Source organism: Microcoleus sp. Pol14D4, assembly GCF_036701245.1.
Taxonomy (GTDB): Bacteria; Cyanobacteriota; Cyanobacteriia; order Cyanobacteriales; family Microcoleaceae; genus Microcoleus.
Window position 1 is genome coordinate 1 of record NZ_JAUBQM010000109.1, and the last position, 15484, is coordinate 15484.

The 15484-nt window shown below is 46.6% G+C and carries 12 protein-coding genes; 8 read left to right on the plus strand and 4 right to left on the minus strand.

Going from position 1 to position 15484, the window contains the following annotated elements:
• The first annotated feature begins 137 nt into the window (after nucleotides 1–137).
• The 4 genes from QUA33_RS25565 (at nucleotide 138) to QUA33_RS25580 (ending at nucleotide 2862) form a co-directional block, all read left to right on the plus strand.
• Nucleotides 138–377, plus strand: coding sequence for a hypothetical protein (locus QUA33_RS25565; RefSeq protein WP_333152264.1), 240 nt, complete (start codon nucleotides 138–140; stop codon nucleotides 375–377).
• A gap of 192 nt (nucleotides 378–569) precedes the next feature.
• Entirely contained in the window at nucleotides 570–698 is a 129-nt protein-coding gene (locus tag QUA33_RS25570) for a hypothetical protein (RefSeq protein WP_333152266.1), read from the plus strand.
• Nucleotides 695–2056, plus strand: a complete 1362-nt coding sequence (locus tag QUA33_RS25575) for a cytochrome 450 (RefSeq protein WP_333152268.1) — start codon at nucleotides 695–697, stop codon at nucleotides 2054–2056. Before QUA33_RS25570 ends, QUA33_RS25575 begins: the two co-directional genes overlap by 4 nt.
• Nucleotides 2057–2316: 260 nt before the next feature.
• Complete coding sequence (locus QUA33_RS25580; protein ID WP_333152270.1) at nucleotides 2317–2862, plus strand: hypothetical protein; 546 nt, start codon at nucleotides 2317–2319, stop codon at nucleotides 2860–2862.
• Between the two features lie 492 nt (nucleotides 2863–3354).
• Here the strand turns inward: QUA33_RS25580 and QUA33_RS25585 are convergent, their stop codons facing one another.
• The gene (locus QUA33_RS25585; protein ID WP_333152272.1) at nucleotides 3355–8916 is read right to left on the minus strand and encodes an SdrD B-like domain-containing protein; all 5562 of its coding nucleotides are present in this window, start codon (nucleotides 8914–8916) and stop codon (nucleotides 3355–3357) included.
• Between the two features lie 532 nt (nucleotides 8917–9448).
• Between QUA33_RS25585 and mtnA the strand changes: the two genes are divergently transcribed.
• The 3 genes from mtnA to QUA33_RS25600 are packed head-to-tail and all read left to right on the plus strand — an operon-like array spanning nucleotide 9449 to nucleotide 11897.
• Nucleotides 9449–10510: an S-methyl-5-thioribose-1-phosphate isomerase gene (mtnA, locus tag QUA33_RS25590; protein ID WP_333152274.1), complete on the plus strand. Its 1062-nt coding sequence runs from the start codon at nucleotides 9449–9451 to the stop codon at nucleotides 10508–10510.
• 37 nt (nucleotides 10511–10547) lie between these two features.
• Nucleotides 10548–11036, plus strand: a complete 489-nt coding sequence (locus tag QUA33_RS25595; protein WP_333152276.1) for a type IV pilin-like G/H family protein — start codon at nucleotides 10548–10550, stop codon at nucleotides 11034–11036.
• A gap of 3 nt (nucleotides 11037–11039) precedes the next feature.
• On the plus strand, nucleotides 11040–11897 hold the full coding sequence (locus QUA33_RS25600; RefSeq protein ID WP_333152278.1) for a rhodanese-like domain-containing protein: 858 nt from the start codon (nucleotides 11040–11042) through the stop codon (nucleotides 11895–11897).
• A 114-nt stretch (nucleotides 11898–12011) separates the two neighbouring features.
• On the opposite strand, the gene QUA33_RS25605 is transcribed toward QUA33_RS25600, so the two are convergent.
• Nucleotides 12012–12359 (minus strand): hypothetical protein, encoded by a 348-nt coding sequence (locus QUA33_RS25605; RefSeq protein WP_015174783.1) that lies wholly within the window; start codon nucleotides 12357–12359, stop codon nucleotides 12012–12014.
• A gap of 241 nt (nucleotides 12360–12600) precedes the next feature.
• Between QUA33_RS25605 and QUA33_RS25610 the strand changes: the two genes are divergently transcribed.
• The gene (locus tag QUA33_RS25610; protein WP_333152280.1) at nucleotides 12601–13521 is read left to right on the plus strand and encodes a cation diffusion facilitator family transporter; all 921 of its coding nucleotides are present in this window, start codon (nucleotides 12601–12603) and stop codon (nucleotides 13519–13521) included.
• A 432-nt stretch (nucleotides 13522–13953) separates the two neighbouring features.
• Here QUA33_RS25610 and QUA33_RS25615 read toward each other — a convergent pair whose 3' ends face one another.
• Together QUA33_RS25615 and QUA33_RS25620 are read right to left on the minus strand one after the other, a co-directional pair.
• Nucleotides 13954–14094, minus strand: a complete 141-nt coding sequence (locus QUA33_RS25615) for a hypothetical protein (RefSeq protein WP_333152282.1) — start codon at nucleotides 14092–14094, stop codon at nucleotides 13954–13956.
• Between the two features lie 106 nt (nucleotides 14095–14200).
• The gene (locus QUA33_RS25620; protein WP_333152284.1) at nucleotides 14201–15274 is read right to left on the minus strand and encodes a hypothetical protein; all 1074 of its coding nucleotides are present in this window, start codon (nucleotides 15272–15274) and stop codon (nucleotides 14201–14203) included.
• Nucleotides 15275–15484 lie beyond the last annotated feature (210 nt).

Consider the following 15484-nt stretch of genomic DNA (forward strand, 5'->3'; position numbering starts at 1 on the left):
TGACGGAGCTTGCGAGCGAACCCAGCTCACTCGCCGACCTTGGCAATACCGCAACGCAGTTGCGGTGAGCAGTTACTTACAAACAACGGATGGGCCTTGAATAAATGTTCGGAGATTATAAAACAGGAGGCTACGATATGACAGGAACTAGCTTAAAAGGAAACCGACTGATCAACATAATTCTGCTCGTGACTCTCGCCTACAGTTCGGCAATATTTGAAAGCAGTGATATTGGGAAAAAGCAGCTAAAAAATATGTATTTCGGCGTCAACAACCTAAAAAAAGATATCGAAGACGGAGTACATTTGGTGTTGGTAAGGATGGAGAAAAGTGGGTTAATTATCTCGAACAATATTCGGATTAGGTGGAACAGTTAATCAAGTTAACTCGAAATAAACGCCGCTTTTATCAACAAGGTATGCGGGCTGCAACCCTTATACAGTCTATTTCCTAAGCCTCTTTGTCACCCCGGCCAGAAATTCCACTCAATCTCCGGAAAAAGGCTAGACTTGAGCGCAGACATATTCAGTAAAACTATGTCTATATTGCCACGGCGTACACAAAGAAAAATGGCTATAGTTATACTGACTGATTTTGGCAATGAAGCGGGTATTCAATCCCGCTCTATTACTTCTCAATACGCTCTTGCTGCTAACTGCAAAGCGGGTTATGGCGAGGGATTCTCGGAGGAATTATGATGAACCTAAATTTAGATACTATTTTCTCATCGCTGATGAACCCGGCCCTGAACGAGTTTCAGGCTTGGGCTTTGCAAAACCCGGAAGAAAGTCTCAGCAAAACGATGCTACCGCCGATCGCCCTGATTGAGGGTTTGATTGCCAACGAACCTACCTATTTGCAGATAAAACGGCTGGCTTTCGGAGCCAACTTTTGCTGCGCGGGGCAAGTCGTGATGGGAGAGTTTGACACCCTGGAAAAAGCACTCACATCGCCCCAGGCGCGCGGATGGCGGCTTGGTACTTCTGTACTCGATCCCGATAACGCCCCCAACCAAGATGTCGGCGGTAGGAACCTTTTTCTACTGTCTTTGTCCGATCGCGAAACTGATGGTAGCAGCAACCACGCAGCATTCCGAAGCTGTATGCAGAAATATCTCTTCAACAGTGCGACAGCGGATCGCCAGGGAGACGAAATCAGCAGGCGGTTGCTCGATCGGCTAGCCGCAGATTATGCCGAGATGTCGCACGGTGCGGGGGGAGCGTTTTTTACCGATGTCAAGCGGGGTTGGATGGGATTTTTAGTCCGATACCTGCACTACGTCATCTTTGGGATTAATCCAGACAATTCCGAGTCGATCGAACTTCTCACCGAATTGCATTACACCCGTCAAAGCCCGCTGCACTACTTCGCCGTCATCGGCAACCTGCTGCAAAGCCTGAACCTCTTTGGACACGGGGATTTGTCCGCTCTAATCGAGCGTGCAGCGACTATCTATGAAAATTCCCCAGCCTTAGCCGACTTCGAGGAGAGCTCGGAAAACAACGGCATGACTAAGCGGGAATTGGCAAAGCTGATGACATCAATTATGGGCATAGCGGGACTGCAAGGCCCCCTGCACCTAGGCTACACGGCAATGGGATACCGCCCTCTCCCCGCCTATAAAGGACAGCAGACGGCCGAAATTAACCCGACTGATTTTTGGGATCAGCTCGATTTGGACGATCGCCAGTCGATCGAGCTCTTCCTCCTGGAATGCGCCCGCCTCTGGGCCCCCGTCAGCGCCACCCACCGAGTCGCGACAGAGCCTTTCACCGCAACGGTAGCGGGCAAAGAGCGCACCTTCCCCGCCGGAACCAAGGTACTGATACCGCTCAGCCTGGGGCTGCTAAACGAGAGTTTCTGGGGCTCTACGGTATACGAATTCAACCCTAAGCGGGAGAATTTGTGCCCTTTTCATATGGGATTTCATTCGGTGGGCGATCGTAGCGCGGGACGGATTTGCCCCGGTAAAGACATCGCACTCAAGATGCTGGTGGATGTCGTCAGTACGGTAGGCAAAGTGCGACGAGCTTCTGAGCCTAACTTGCGGCGGTAATTAATCCAAAAGCTCGCCGAACAGCGGTTGAAACTGAGATATTGCACCCTTCTCGCTTAACAGGCTTTTCGGGACACCCCACAAGACATCAAGTTTATTGTGGGGTGTCCCCCCCGCCCTTGAATAACTGATTGGCGATGATGCAAGATGTGAGTTGAAACCGCACGTCACATAAACTATCGATCGTTCGATCGACTAAGAAATCAAGGGGGTATCTAATAGGACACCAAAGCACAACTATTTTGAGGATAAGTAATACCATGTTAATCGAACACAAGCAACTAAAAGACATCGCGAATTGGATGAAAGTAGAACATCCAGCCGAGTTACCCGAAGCCCTGCAAGGTATCTTTTTTATGGACGGGAATGTTTTACCAGACGATTGTCTGACGATGTACAGTTCAGACTGGAATGCTGCCGAACGGACGTTATTGCTGCGCGTTTTTGACCCTGTTATCTGGACATTTCATTCATTAATGGCGGGACGGATGTTAATTTATTTAGTTAAATTTTCTCGCTTCAGCTACTTGTTCCGATTCTCGGATGCAACTTTGCAGCACGGACACATTACGCCCATAGTGTTTGGATTCGCTGTGCCGCAGTGGCTTGTAGATTTTTTGATCGATCGAGATCCGAACACTCCGAATGGAGATATCTGGTATCGCACAAACTCGTTTTTCGGCAGACCTCCTGACAACGGATATATACTTCGCAGGATTGTAGACAAAGATGGGAACTACACATCAGCTTTTCCAGATATGCTGTCTAAAGTTGAGAGTGATTGTTTAATTATTGCCAAAAAGTGAAAATATTTAGGAAAACTACAAAACCCGCTTAATTAGGCGCGTTTTGTCGATCGAAGTGGGGGGATTTGAACCGACGACCTATACGATGCCAAGTTTGATGTGATATCCTTTCCGATTGTATCGGAATCATAAAATCGAGTCAACAGTTAACACTCAACCATTCAGTTTTTCGACCCCGAGTCATATCAACTGCGGTAGCATTGGAATTAATATTACCCACAGGTTGGACACAGCGCCGTGCAACCGGAAACCATATTACTTCTGGTTTATCAGACTTTATTTGCCATGATTATACAGCGTATTCCAGGTTAATAAAGTAGTAGGGACAAGGCATTGCCTTGTCCCTACGGGGATTCATGGATCAGGAGTGTACTTCACAAACAACGTGGAATTTGCAGTAAGATGTTTGGTTTCACCCTTTTTTTATTTGCCAACAGTCTCTTAATCCATCGTCCCTACAATATTCTCACCTAATTAATTAGCTCGATCGCACTAGAGGAGAGCAAAATCTGTGGCAGTAATCACGCTTGCAGGCACATTGCGGAGAGTTGCCAAAAGTTGACCGGAACCCGTAACTCGGATGAGAGTTGAACTATTCTCAGCAACAATGCTCAGTTGGGAGAAATCCAGACTACCAATTAAGCCGATCGAATCGATACCGTATTGAAAGTCTAAAATAGTCTCGCTGCCGAGGTCAATACCCAACATAAATCGATCGTTCCCGGTGCCTCCAATCAGAGTATCATTCCCTTGATCTCCAAACAAGAAGTCGTCCCCAGCACTGCCAAGCAAACTGTCCTCATCCTTACCGCCGTAAAGAGTATCGTTCCCGACCTCCCCATTGACAGTATCCTGACCTTCATTGCCAAACAGCAAATCGTTGCCCAAACCGCCGCATATTTGGTCTTTTCCGCCAGTAGAACCAATAGGAAGAGGGCTACCAATATCGCCGTACACTGTATCTTCCCCCTCGCCGCCACAGATAGTATCACTGCCTTCATCGCCAAACAGCAGGTTGCTGCCCAATTCGCCCAGAACAACGTCATCGCCCTTGCCGGCACGTACTGTATCATTACCATCACCACCTGCGATCGTATCTTGATTTTTCTCCCCGCTGAGGAAGTCATCGCCCGCCAAACCGAACACCAAATCGTTGCCAGTCAAATCAGGGTCGAAGGGGTTAATAGTTCCCCCGTAGATAATATCGTTACCCTGGTCGCCAATTAAAGTATCGCTCTCCTGGTCGCCGAAAATAATGTCGTCATCTTTGCCGCCGTAAACAACATCGTCGTTCTTGCCCGCAAAGATTAAATCCTCTCCAGCAACTCCATTGAGGTAATCATTACCCTCATTGCCAAACACCAAGTCCGTGTCTATATCGGGGCCAACCGGGAAAGCACTGTTAAGTCCCCCGTAAACATTATCATTGCCTCGCAACCCGGCCAACAAATCATCGCCGTCAAAACCATTTATTTCGTCACCGTTATTAGTGGCGAGAATAGTGTCGTTGCCGTTAGTACCGTTGCGGGTATTAGTGGCAGAATTTGGGCCGCGAATACTGCTAATGCTTGGTAAAACAATTTGTTCACAAATGCAGTCAGCATCTTGTCCTTCTTGCGGTGGTAGTGGTGTTGGTGGTGGTGTTGGTGGGACTGGGGCGAAGGAATTGCCAAAGTTAATATTGCTAACATTAGTGCGACTGACAGCAATAATATCAGCAGGATTGGCAGTATTTTGCGTCCAACCAGGCTGATTTACTTCCCGAACTCGATAATTTCCCGGCCCTAAATTAGCGAAACTATAGCCTCCTAAACTATCAGTTGAAGTATTAACTTCTCCAGCATCTAAAGAGTCATTGCTGTTAGCGTCAAGGAAGATTTGCCAGTTCGGCAAGAGCGGTTCTTGAGCATCCAAAACCCCATTGTTATTGAGGTCATTAAACTTGCTGCCGGAGATACTAATATTTTGGAAATTGCCAAAATTAACGTTCGATTGACTTGCGCCACTACCCAGATTAACCGCCGCCGGATTAGCAGTAGTTTGCGTCCAACCAGTCTGCTGGACTTCCCGCACATTGTAGGTGCCGGGATTGAGATTGTTGAAACTGTAATTACCTGAATTGTCAGTGGTAACAATAGTTTCGCCCGAATCTAAAGAGTTGTTCCCGTTCGCATCGAGGAAAATTTGCCATCCCGAAAGACCAGTTTCCTCCGCATCCTGAGTACCGTTGCCGTTGCCGTCGTTGAATTTAAGACCGCTGATGCTGCTTTGTTGGACGGGAGTTGGAGGCAGAGGCGGAGTCGGAGTCGGAGTCGGCGTTGGTGTTGGTGTTGGTGTTGGTGTTGGCGGGACTTGTTGGTTGCCGAAATTGGCAGTGGAAGTTTGACCTGGATCTAAGGGAACGGTTCGGGGGTTAGGGGTGGTTGGTGTAAAACCTGTCGGCACCACTTCCCCGACGTTGTAAGTGCCTGTTTGCAGGTTGGGGAAGCTGTAGCTGCCATCGGTACCGGTAGTAACTTGGGTTTCTCCGGTGTCTGAAGTGCCGTTGTTGTTAGTGTCAAGGAAAATCGTGACGCCAGGGATGCCAATTTCTCCGGTATCTTGAGTGCCGTTACCGTTGGTGTCGTTAAATTTAAGGCCAGTTATGGTGCCCGTCTGGAGGCTATTGCCGAAATTAACTGTAGCAGGAGTCGTTTCACCTGCTGCCAGCGTCACTGAAACCGGATTGGGAGTAGTTGGCTGGCTGAATGACGGTACAACTTCCCGAACGTTGTAAGTGCCAGCCGGCAAGTTGGGGAAAGTGAAACTGCCGTTAGCATCGGTAGTTACCGAAGTTTCTGTGGCATCGAGAATGCCGTCATTGTTAGTGTCGAGGAAAACAGTGACTCCGAGCACACCAAGTTCTCCGGCTGCTTGAGTGCCGTTGCCGTCAATATCGTTAAATTTGATACCAGTAATGCTGCCCAATACAGCGGGTATGGTTTGGTTGCCGAAATTCACCGTAGCAGGAGTAGTTTGGCCTGCTGCCAGCGTGACTGCAACCGGATTGGGAGTAGTTGGCTGGCTGTTGGCGGGTACAACTTCCCGAACGCTGTAAGTGCCAGCCGGCAAGTTGGAGAAATTGAAGCCGCCGTTAGCATCGGTAGTTGCGGAAGTTTCGCCGGCACCGAGGATGCCGTCACCGTTGGTGTCGAGGAAAACTGTAACTCCGGGAACGCCAAGTTCTCCGGCAGCTTGAGTGCCGTTGCCGTCAATGTCGTTAAATTTGATCCCGGCTATGGTACTCAGCGGTACTGGTATTGCTTGGTTGCCGAAATTAACTGTAGCAGGAGTAGTTTGACCTGCTGTCAGTATGACGGAAACCGGATTAGCCGTAGTTGGTTGGCTTCCAGCCGGTACAACCTCCCGGACGCTGTAAGTGCCAGCAGGCAAGTTGCCGAAAGTGAAACTGCCGTTAGCATCGCTGGTTGCGGAAGTTTCGCCGACACTGAGAATGCCGTCACCGTTGGTGTCGAGGAAAACTGTAACTCCGGGAACGCCAAGTTCTCCGGCAGCTTGAGTGCCGTTGCCGTCAATGTCGTTAAATTTGATCCCGGCGATCGTACTCAGCGGTACGACAACGGGAACAGGCTGTGCGGAAAATTCCGAAGTGTTGCCGGCTGCGTCGGTTGCTGTCGCGGTGATTAATTGGCCTGCGGTGACTGCTGCTGGGAAAGTTTGATTGAAAGCAGCGTTGCCTGCAGCGTCTGTAGTTACCGGGATAGAAGCAATTAAGGTTTGACCTTGGGTTCCCGGGGGATTGTTGGCGAAAAATTGGAGGGTGAAATTGGCGCTGGGAATGCTGTTGTAAGTACCCGCGACGGTGACGCTGCCCGCGCTGGCGGTAGCGGTGGTGAGTACGGGGGTGTTTAGGAAGTTGTTAGCACCGGTGTCGGCGTCGCCTGCATCGTTGGCGGTGGGGCCGTTGTTGCCGAGGTCGATGCCTAAGCCGGCGTTGGCGAAGATCGAGTTGTTTTGGATGCGGTTGCCGATACCGGATGCAATAGCTACGCCGATATTGCCGTTGTTGGCGATGATATTTCCTTCACCTGCTGCTGTACCGCCGATCGCATTATTAGTTGCCGCAGCGGTAATCTGTACTCCGATTGAGCTATTGCCTAAAGGGCTAGTACCGTTGGCTGCGACGCCGATGAAGTTGCCGCGCAAAGTGTTGCCTGTTGCAGAGGCGCCTGTAATCTGGACGCCTAAACCTGCGGTGGGACTGCTGTTGCCGGAAATAATATTGCCAGCGCCTGCGACACTACCGCCGATCGTATTGCTGGGTGCATTGTCTACAACTACACCAATAGTGTTTGGCAAGGCAGCGGTGCCTGCGGCGTTGGTGCCGATGTAGTTACCGAGTACAGAGTTGAGAGTGGCATTGGCATTGAGAATTTGCACGCCGAAACCGTCATTGCCGGAAATAATGTTGCGATCGCCCGCAGCAGTCCCGCCGATCGTATTGCTGGCAGCATCCTGTATGAGCACGCCAGTCAAGGTGTTGCCCAAGTCTGCGGTGCCGTTGACATCCGTACCGATGAAGTTGCCCACGACTCTGTTGCCTGTGGCAGCGTTGCTGGTAGCAGGGGTGTTTTGAATTAGGACACCGAAAGCATTATTGCCGGAAATGATATTGCGCGCACCTGCGGTATTTCCGCCGATCGTGTTGGTGGGTGCATTCTGAATAGCCACGCCAAAACCGACGTTGCCCAAGTCTGCGGTACCGTTGATGTCGGTGCCGATGAAGTTGCCCAGCACAGTGTTGCCTGTGGCTGTGGCACCATCGATAAACACGCCAGCGCTGCCATTGCCAGAAATCAAGTTGCGATCGGCTGGATTAGTCCCGCCAATCGTGTTGTTGGGCGCACCTTGAACCTGTATGCCACTGGCGTCGTTTGCCAATGCAGCAGTACCTGTGGCGTTCGTACCTATGTAGTTGCCTCGGACGATATTATTTGCTGCACCTGTGGCATTGAGCCAGACGCCGAACAAAGCGTTGCCAGAAATGATATTTCGATCGCCTGCAGCAATCCCGCCGATCGTGTTACCCGCTGCATTGTCAACTACTACGCCACTACCACCGTTGCCCAAGTCGGCGGTACCGTTGGGATCGGTGCCTATATAGTTGCCGAGTACAGAGTTCCCTGTGGCGGTATTACCTAAAATGAAGATTCCAGAACCCTGAAAGCGATTGATTGCCAGTCCCCGAATGGTGCTGCCACTGCCGGTGATGAGTATGCCGTTAGTTGTACCCCCAGCATTGGTTCCATCGAGTTGGATCAGTGGGGTGCCGGCGAATCCTGGCTGAGAGGTGCCGTCAATGGTTACGGCCTCGGTAATTATTGGCAAAGAAGTCAGGGGCGCGATCGTCTGAACGCCTGCAGCAGGAATGTTGAAGTTAATAATATCCACCCCAGCAAGGGCATTGGCTTGAGTAATTGCATCTCGCAGCGAACCCGGCCCAGCATCGTTGGTATTAAAAACAGTAAATGTCGCCAAGGTATGCGCGTAATTTGCCATTACCTCTGGCTCGATCGCCAAACCTGTTTTAATCGCTCCAGTAGCGTATTCAAGTACCCAGTTTCCGCCTTTTTGGGCACTGCCAGTAATATCTGCAGAAGCAGCAATATTAGCTTTTGTTAACTTGCTCAGCTTTTGTATAAAAGCTTCTCCTTTTTTACCTGCTGCTACGTTACAACCGTAAAGCAGAATTTCAAATCGATTTTGAAGTGAGTTGACAGATGACGAAAACCACCGTTTCAAACAGCCGCGATATGTTTCTAAATTGTCAGAATTCAGGCTAGTTGGCCCTAACTGCAAACTTCCCGAATCCCCGTGAGAAATAATGTGAACGCTTTCTATACCTTTGCGGCTCTGCAATGCTTCGGAAATTTGTTCGATGCCGTCCCGCGTGCGATCGACTAAAATTACCTCTCTACCCGTTTTAACTCCTGCGGCCAGACTTTGCCAATCTTCAACTGCTGAATCTACGAAGACTATTTGTAGGTTTTTCATAATTACTGTTCCCCCATGCACCTAATTAGGTTTTCAAAATGTTGTTTCCGTGCGATGATAGTCCCTACTTCAATGCACCAGAAATACGGCTAGCACAAAACCTGCCTTTAAGTCAGTACAAGTTGTACAGACAAAGCTTTACGATTATCTATTTTTGTGATTCTTGTAAATCTGTTGGCTCTGGAAAGTTGCTCGATCGCACTTTTTCATTCTCAACTTAAAAAAATCAGACCCCAGGTACAGCTAGCTTGTTCCCGATTACGGAAATTTTTCAAAAAACGTAAGTATAATTTACAGAACTTAATGTTCGGTTTTTTACTAAGTACACTTTGGTGAAAAAGAATCCAACTCTGTATAAGTTCCAAACCCAGAGAGTGGTGGGTATGCAGCAATTATTCAATCTCAAATCTCCTGTCTCGAAGCTAAAACTGCAGGGCTGGAATTTTGGCAAATTCAGCGTGTCCCTCATAACATAGAGGAATAGTCGCCTTCATGGCATCATAGAAACTTGTCCCTCACATCATTGAAATCGATGACCCCTCAAAACTCCCCTGTTTCGCCCGTCACTTGGAAAGAAGACCGAGTTCTGCTAATTGACCAAAACCGGCTGCCGAAAGAATACGGTGTAGTGGAAATTAGCCGCTGCGAAGATATGGCTGAGGCGATTAAAACTATGATAGTCCGAGGTGCTCCGGCGATCGGGGTAGCAGCAGCCTACGGGATGTATTTGGGGGCGCGAGAAATCGAAACGGGCGATCGTACCGAGTTTTTTACTAAATTAGAACAAGTTGGCGAGTTATTGCGATCGACTCGTCCCACTGCGGTTAATTTGTTTTGGGCAATATCGCGAATGCTCAAAACTGCCGAGAGAACTAGCGGTTCTGTCGAACAAGTGCAAAAAACTTTGTTAGAAATGGCCAAAACCATTCAAGCAGAAGACTTGCAAACTTGTAAAGATATCGGCGACAAAGGTTTAGAAGTTCTGCCAGCTACACCGGAAAAATTGAACTTACTAACTCACTGCAATGCAGGTGCATTGGCAACAGCAGGCTATGGAACTGCTTTAGGTGTATTTCGTTCTGCTTGGCGAGAAGGAAGACTCGGAAGAGTTTTTGCAGACGAAACTCGGCCCCGTCTCCAAGGTGCAAAACTAACCACTTGGGAATGCGTGCAAGAAGGAATTCCCGTGACATTGATAGCCGACAATATGGCCGCTCACTGCATGAAACTCGGCATGATTCACGCAGTAGTTGTCGGTGCAGACAGAATTGCTGCTAACGGCGACGCCGCCAATAAAATTGGCACTTACAGTTTAGCAATTGTTGCCAAAGCTCACAACGTCCCGTTTTTTGTCGCTGCGCCTCTATCTACCATAGATTTTGAACTTTCCGACGGCAGCAAAATCCCCATTGAAGAACGCGATCCCGTTGAAATGTATCAAGTTGGAACTACGCGAATTTGTCCTGTGGGAGTCGAATTTTACAATCCCGCTTTTGACGTAACTCCGGCGGAATTAATATCGGGAATTATTACAGAACACGGCACGGTTGCTCCTTGGGCGTTGCAACAGTTTCAGGCAAAACAATTAGTTTAATTATATGTTTTTCAACTGCTCATTCCACCGGGTCTCTGTGAAATTAAGCAGGATTTATAGCAGCCGCAACTGGCAGCTCAAAGTTGCGATCGCAGTTCTAACTCTGCCAGTTGTTTTCAGTCCTGTCTCGGAAGCTCAAGTGTCACAAACGCTTAAAGCTAAGGAATCACAAGCGAAAAAATTTGTGGGTTCGATGAATAAAGCCCAGCAAGTTTACTATGCTGAAAAAGCAGGCTTTACAAGTTCTGTTTCCAATCTATTGGTTTATCTCGGTCTCCAAGTTAAACCTGACGCAGCCAATTACAGCTACTCGATCGGCATGGTGAAAAAAGGTGCTGTATTTAACTACGGAGTATCGAAGCAAGCTAATTTCAAAAGTTTTGTGGGGGGAGTCTTTTTGGTGGGAAACAAGACCCAAACCATCTTGTGTATAAATGCTGCTCCTGGCAAGACTAAACCCGCTAATCCAACTAATACCAAAGGGGTTTTAGAATGCGCTGCTGGTACAGCAAAAATTGCTCCATAAATTATGTCGAATTTACTGTATAATTTGGCAGATAATTGGATAGTAAGCGCCGATTTAGCTAAGCAATTACTGTCAGGGGGCGCTACTCTGCTCGATGCTCGTCAACCTGTTTTAAAGTGGTTTTGCCATCTCCCACCTGCTATTCCCGTAACTTGGCAGGAATTTTCTCAATCGCACTTTCCCGAAAAGGGAAAAATTCTCGAAAATAACACAGTTTTAACTCAAAAACTGCAAGCAATTGGTATTTGTCAAGACAAACCTGTCATAGTCGTTGCCGATTCGGTTAAAGGGTGGGGCGAAGATGGGCGAATTGTTTGGATGCTGCGGACTTTGGGACACAAAAAAGCCGTTTTTGTCGATGGAGGATATAGGGCTTTAATCCAAGCTGGAATTAATCGAGTAAAAGCTGCAAACAATCCACCGAAAACAGGAGATTTTGTAATATCTCGCTCCTCGAATTGGGAAATTCAGCGGGATGAATTGAAAGCTATTTTAGGAGATGCTAATTTAGCAGTTATTGACGCCAGAGAACCGCGAGAATATGCAGGTAAAACGCCTTACGGAGAAAAGCGGGGCGGCCACATTCCCGGTGCGGTTCCCCTCTATTACAAACAGTTAATGGACAAGCAGGGACAACTGCTGAATCGCGGGGAAATTGTCGCTATTTTGCAGCAAAAAGGAGTTTCGCAGTCAACTCAAATTGTGAGTTATTGCTCTGGGGGAATTCGTTCTGCATGGTTGACTTGTGTCTTGACAAATGTGGGATTTAATGCTAAGAATTATGCAGGTTCAATGTGGGAATGGTCGGCGTCGCCTGCAGATAGTTATCCCCTTTCAATCAGCCTTTCAGGGGCGGGCTAGAAGCCCAACCCCTACTCCCCACAAGAAAATTAACTCTTTGTGGAACAGGGCGGAAAGCCTGTTCTGCTTCAAGAAGTCGGGAGTCTAAAACAAGAGCGTTTCAGGTTGAGAATCTCAACCGACTTGTTCGATATACTGAGCGAGATCGTCGCGCAGGCGGCTGAGTTCGGCTTCGGTGGTGACGCGCACGCGATCGTCCCTAACCGTAATCAGCACTTTCGCAGCAAAAGGAGTTGGCCAGATATTGGGGTTGCAGAAAACTTCCAAAAATACATCTCCTGCATACCGATATTCCATCGGTTTTTGGGGAGAAGCTTTAGCGCCAGCGGTTTTGGCTGCTACAGCTTTCAAGCTTTCCATCAAAGCTGCAATTTCGCTTTGCAAATCCCGCGCGGCTTGCGGGGAAAAGCTAAAGGAGACAGAACCTTCGACTAAATTCAGTGTCAGCGGAGAAAGAGACATGGGCAATGAAATTTAACATACTATTGTTAATGATAAAAAATATAGTAACCCAAAAGAAGTACATTCCAGCTCAATTGGACTGCGAAACGGGTATTAATTAAAAATTGTCTCAAGAAGCTAGGCTAAATTAATGAAGATCAATCTAGTCGCAAGCTAGATTCAGCAATAGTTTTAACCTGTTATGACTTGATAAGCTTTAAACTAGAAGCCAGAAAACTTGACGCCTGAGCGAGGATATTTTATGGTTGCCGATAACCGTTTTGAAGTCCGCAAGGTTTTAATAATTACTTTATTACTAAATTTGCTGGTGATGGCAATTAAAGCAGCCGTGGGATGGCTGACTGGTTCCCTCAGTTTGCTGGCAGATGCTTTGCACAGCGTCACGGATAGCGCTAATAATATTTTAGGATTGGTAACTAATCATTATGCCAATCCGCAGCCCGATCGCGATCATCCCTACGGACACCAAAAATTTGATGCTCTCGGAGCTCTGGGAATTGCTGCTTTTCTGGGAATTGCCTGTTTTGAAATTCTCAGCGGTGCTGTCGAAAGGCTGATTAACGGGGGTAAAGTTGTCAAAATATCCCCAAATGAACTGTGGATTTTGTTGATTGTACTGGGAATTAATATTTTTGTCACTTTTTACGAGCGCAGGGTTGGGAAACGTCTCGGTAGCGCGATTTTAGTGGCTGACGCGCAGCACACGATGAGCGATGTTTGGGTGACAATTATGGTCATCGGCGGGTTGATCGGCGTTTGGCAAGGAGAGGTTTTAAACATACCTCAACTGCAATTCCTGGATGTGTTTTTGTCTTTTCCTGTGGCTGTTTTGGTATTTAGCAGCGGTTGGAAGGTTTTAAGGGAAAATCTGCCTTGGTTGGTGGATGAAATGGCGATCGCACCGGAAGTTATTCATGCGATCGCAATGGATGTGCCGGGGGTTGTTAACTGTCACTCGATCGCCTCCCGTGGCGTTGTAGGGCGTCAAGTATTTATTGATATGCACATGATTGTGGATGCTGTCGATGTAGAAACAGCTCACCGGATTACAGAAGAAGTAGAAGCCCGTTTGGAAGAACGTTTCAGCCCTGTACGCATCTTAATTCACGTTGAGCCACCAGCTTACAAGTCCGACCACATTAGCTACGATTCTGAAGAATGAAGGCACAACCAGTGATTTTGACACGGATACACGGATTAATTGAAGAATCGGGAAAGTATTTTTACTTACCGCAATTCCTCCAATTTTTTAAATCCTATCAATCGGGTTAGAGCGATCGCACTTAATTTAGTAGCAGTTTTCCACAGGAAAAGGGGGTTTTTCCACAGAAAAGCGCAAGTTTTCCACAATAGATCGATCGGCTGTCGTCGATTTCTGTCTTTCTATTTGTATAAATTCCAAGTATTTTGAATTTCTGTAGTCATTTCCCCCCGCAAATGCCAAGGTAGCAAAATCTCGACTTTTGAACCGAGAGCTCGCAGCCATCTCAACGGGTAGTGCGGAGGGAATTTTTACTTTATTTTATCTGGTGCTAGTCTATCTACTCTCGATCGTAGCGGAAATTCTCCTACTCTGTTTTAGCCGACGATTCTCTTAATTCAGAGAAAGATGAAGAAATGTTTCGATCGAGTTGGATTTGGGGGAGTGAGTGCGATCGCGCCTGAGTTGGTGAAAAAGCGATCGCCTTCTGCCAAAATCAAAATTCAAGCCTCCAAAATCGAGCGATTCAGCCATTTCAAAACTGCATCGATGAGATTCGGATGGTTAGGAGAAATGCGTTTTACATTGTCGCAGTGCTAAGTATGATGTTGTGGGATGCTTCTAGATTTGTAGTGGATGGTTAACTGTGCCAAGCGCGATAAAATTCTGGATAACTCATATTTTGGGCGCAGTGCCACAGTATAGCATAGCAACTTTCGTAGTGTTCTGATTCTTCAGCTAGTAATTCATCATTAAAAAGCTCTTTTGTATTTGCTACGACTCTTGGGAATAAATCACTAGGAATCGCCATCTTGAATCTCCAAATATCCAGATCGTATAGCTCATAAATAGCTTGCTTTGATTTTAGCTCTTCAACCCGTGCTTGAAGCGATTTTCTTATATTATAACCTGAACTTAAACTTTCCTGTTCTATTGTAAAAATCGGCTCGACTCTCTTATTGACTTTAATTGAGTTAATCTGCTTATTTATAACATTTAAATTCATTTTTTCAAATGTCCAATCATATAACCTAAAAAAACGATGACGTTTACTACCTTGGAACAGGTGATGGTTTTGGCGTAACAAACAATGAAATACTTCACGTATTTCTAAGTCTTTAGGATGGGTTTCCCATAAACTTCTAGCTGCATACAAGCGATAACCTTCATCAGTTCCATTCAAAATTGAGTGTTTTAGAAATTCAACAGCTTCCCTATTACTAGGATCGAGCTTCACTAAAGTTTGTGCAATTTTTAACTTAACTTCTTCATTTTGATAAGCTTGTAATAAACAAACTAAAGTAGAAATAATATTAGAAGGAATTGAAAATTTCTCTAATTCTGAAAATTGTGAAATTACCTCTTCAACCCAGCTCTTATGCCTGAGTACATCTAAGAGAGTGATTAACACGTGTGGATTGCCAGGGTCAATTTTCTCTAAATATTTAGCACCGCTTATTCGTAAATAATCATAGGCAAATGGAGAATCAGAAGAGTTTAGAATAAACTGATTTGGCCTGATACATTCGATCAAAGTTCTGATAATCTTTGAAATCAATATGCCAGATTCTGTTAATGCTGTACAAACTTCTTCAAAGAGCATAACATCACCAAAATATCGATAATGATAAGCCTTATTAATTAAAAAATTGACAGCCTTAATGTGATAAGGATTAATTCGCAGTATCATTCGAGCAGCAAGTAGGCGAGTCACATCATCGCCATCATTTTTTAGTAGTTGAGTTAATCCATAGACTACTCTTATTGTATCGGTTTCTTGTAAAGTTGCTCTAGCGGTTGCTTCAAGTGGATCGAAACTTTCTAAACAGATTGAATCACTAAAACTCCCAGGGCTATTTCATTCTAAATAATTCCTTGAGTGTGTTAAGACCAAAGCCAGCAAGTCGTTGAGCTTGAGCCATAT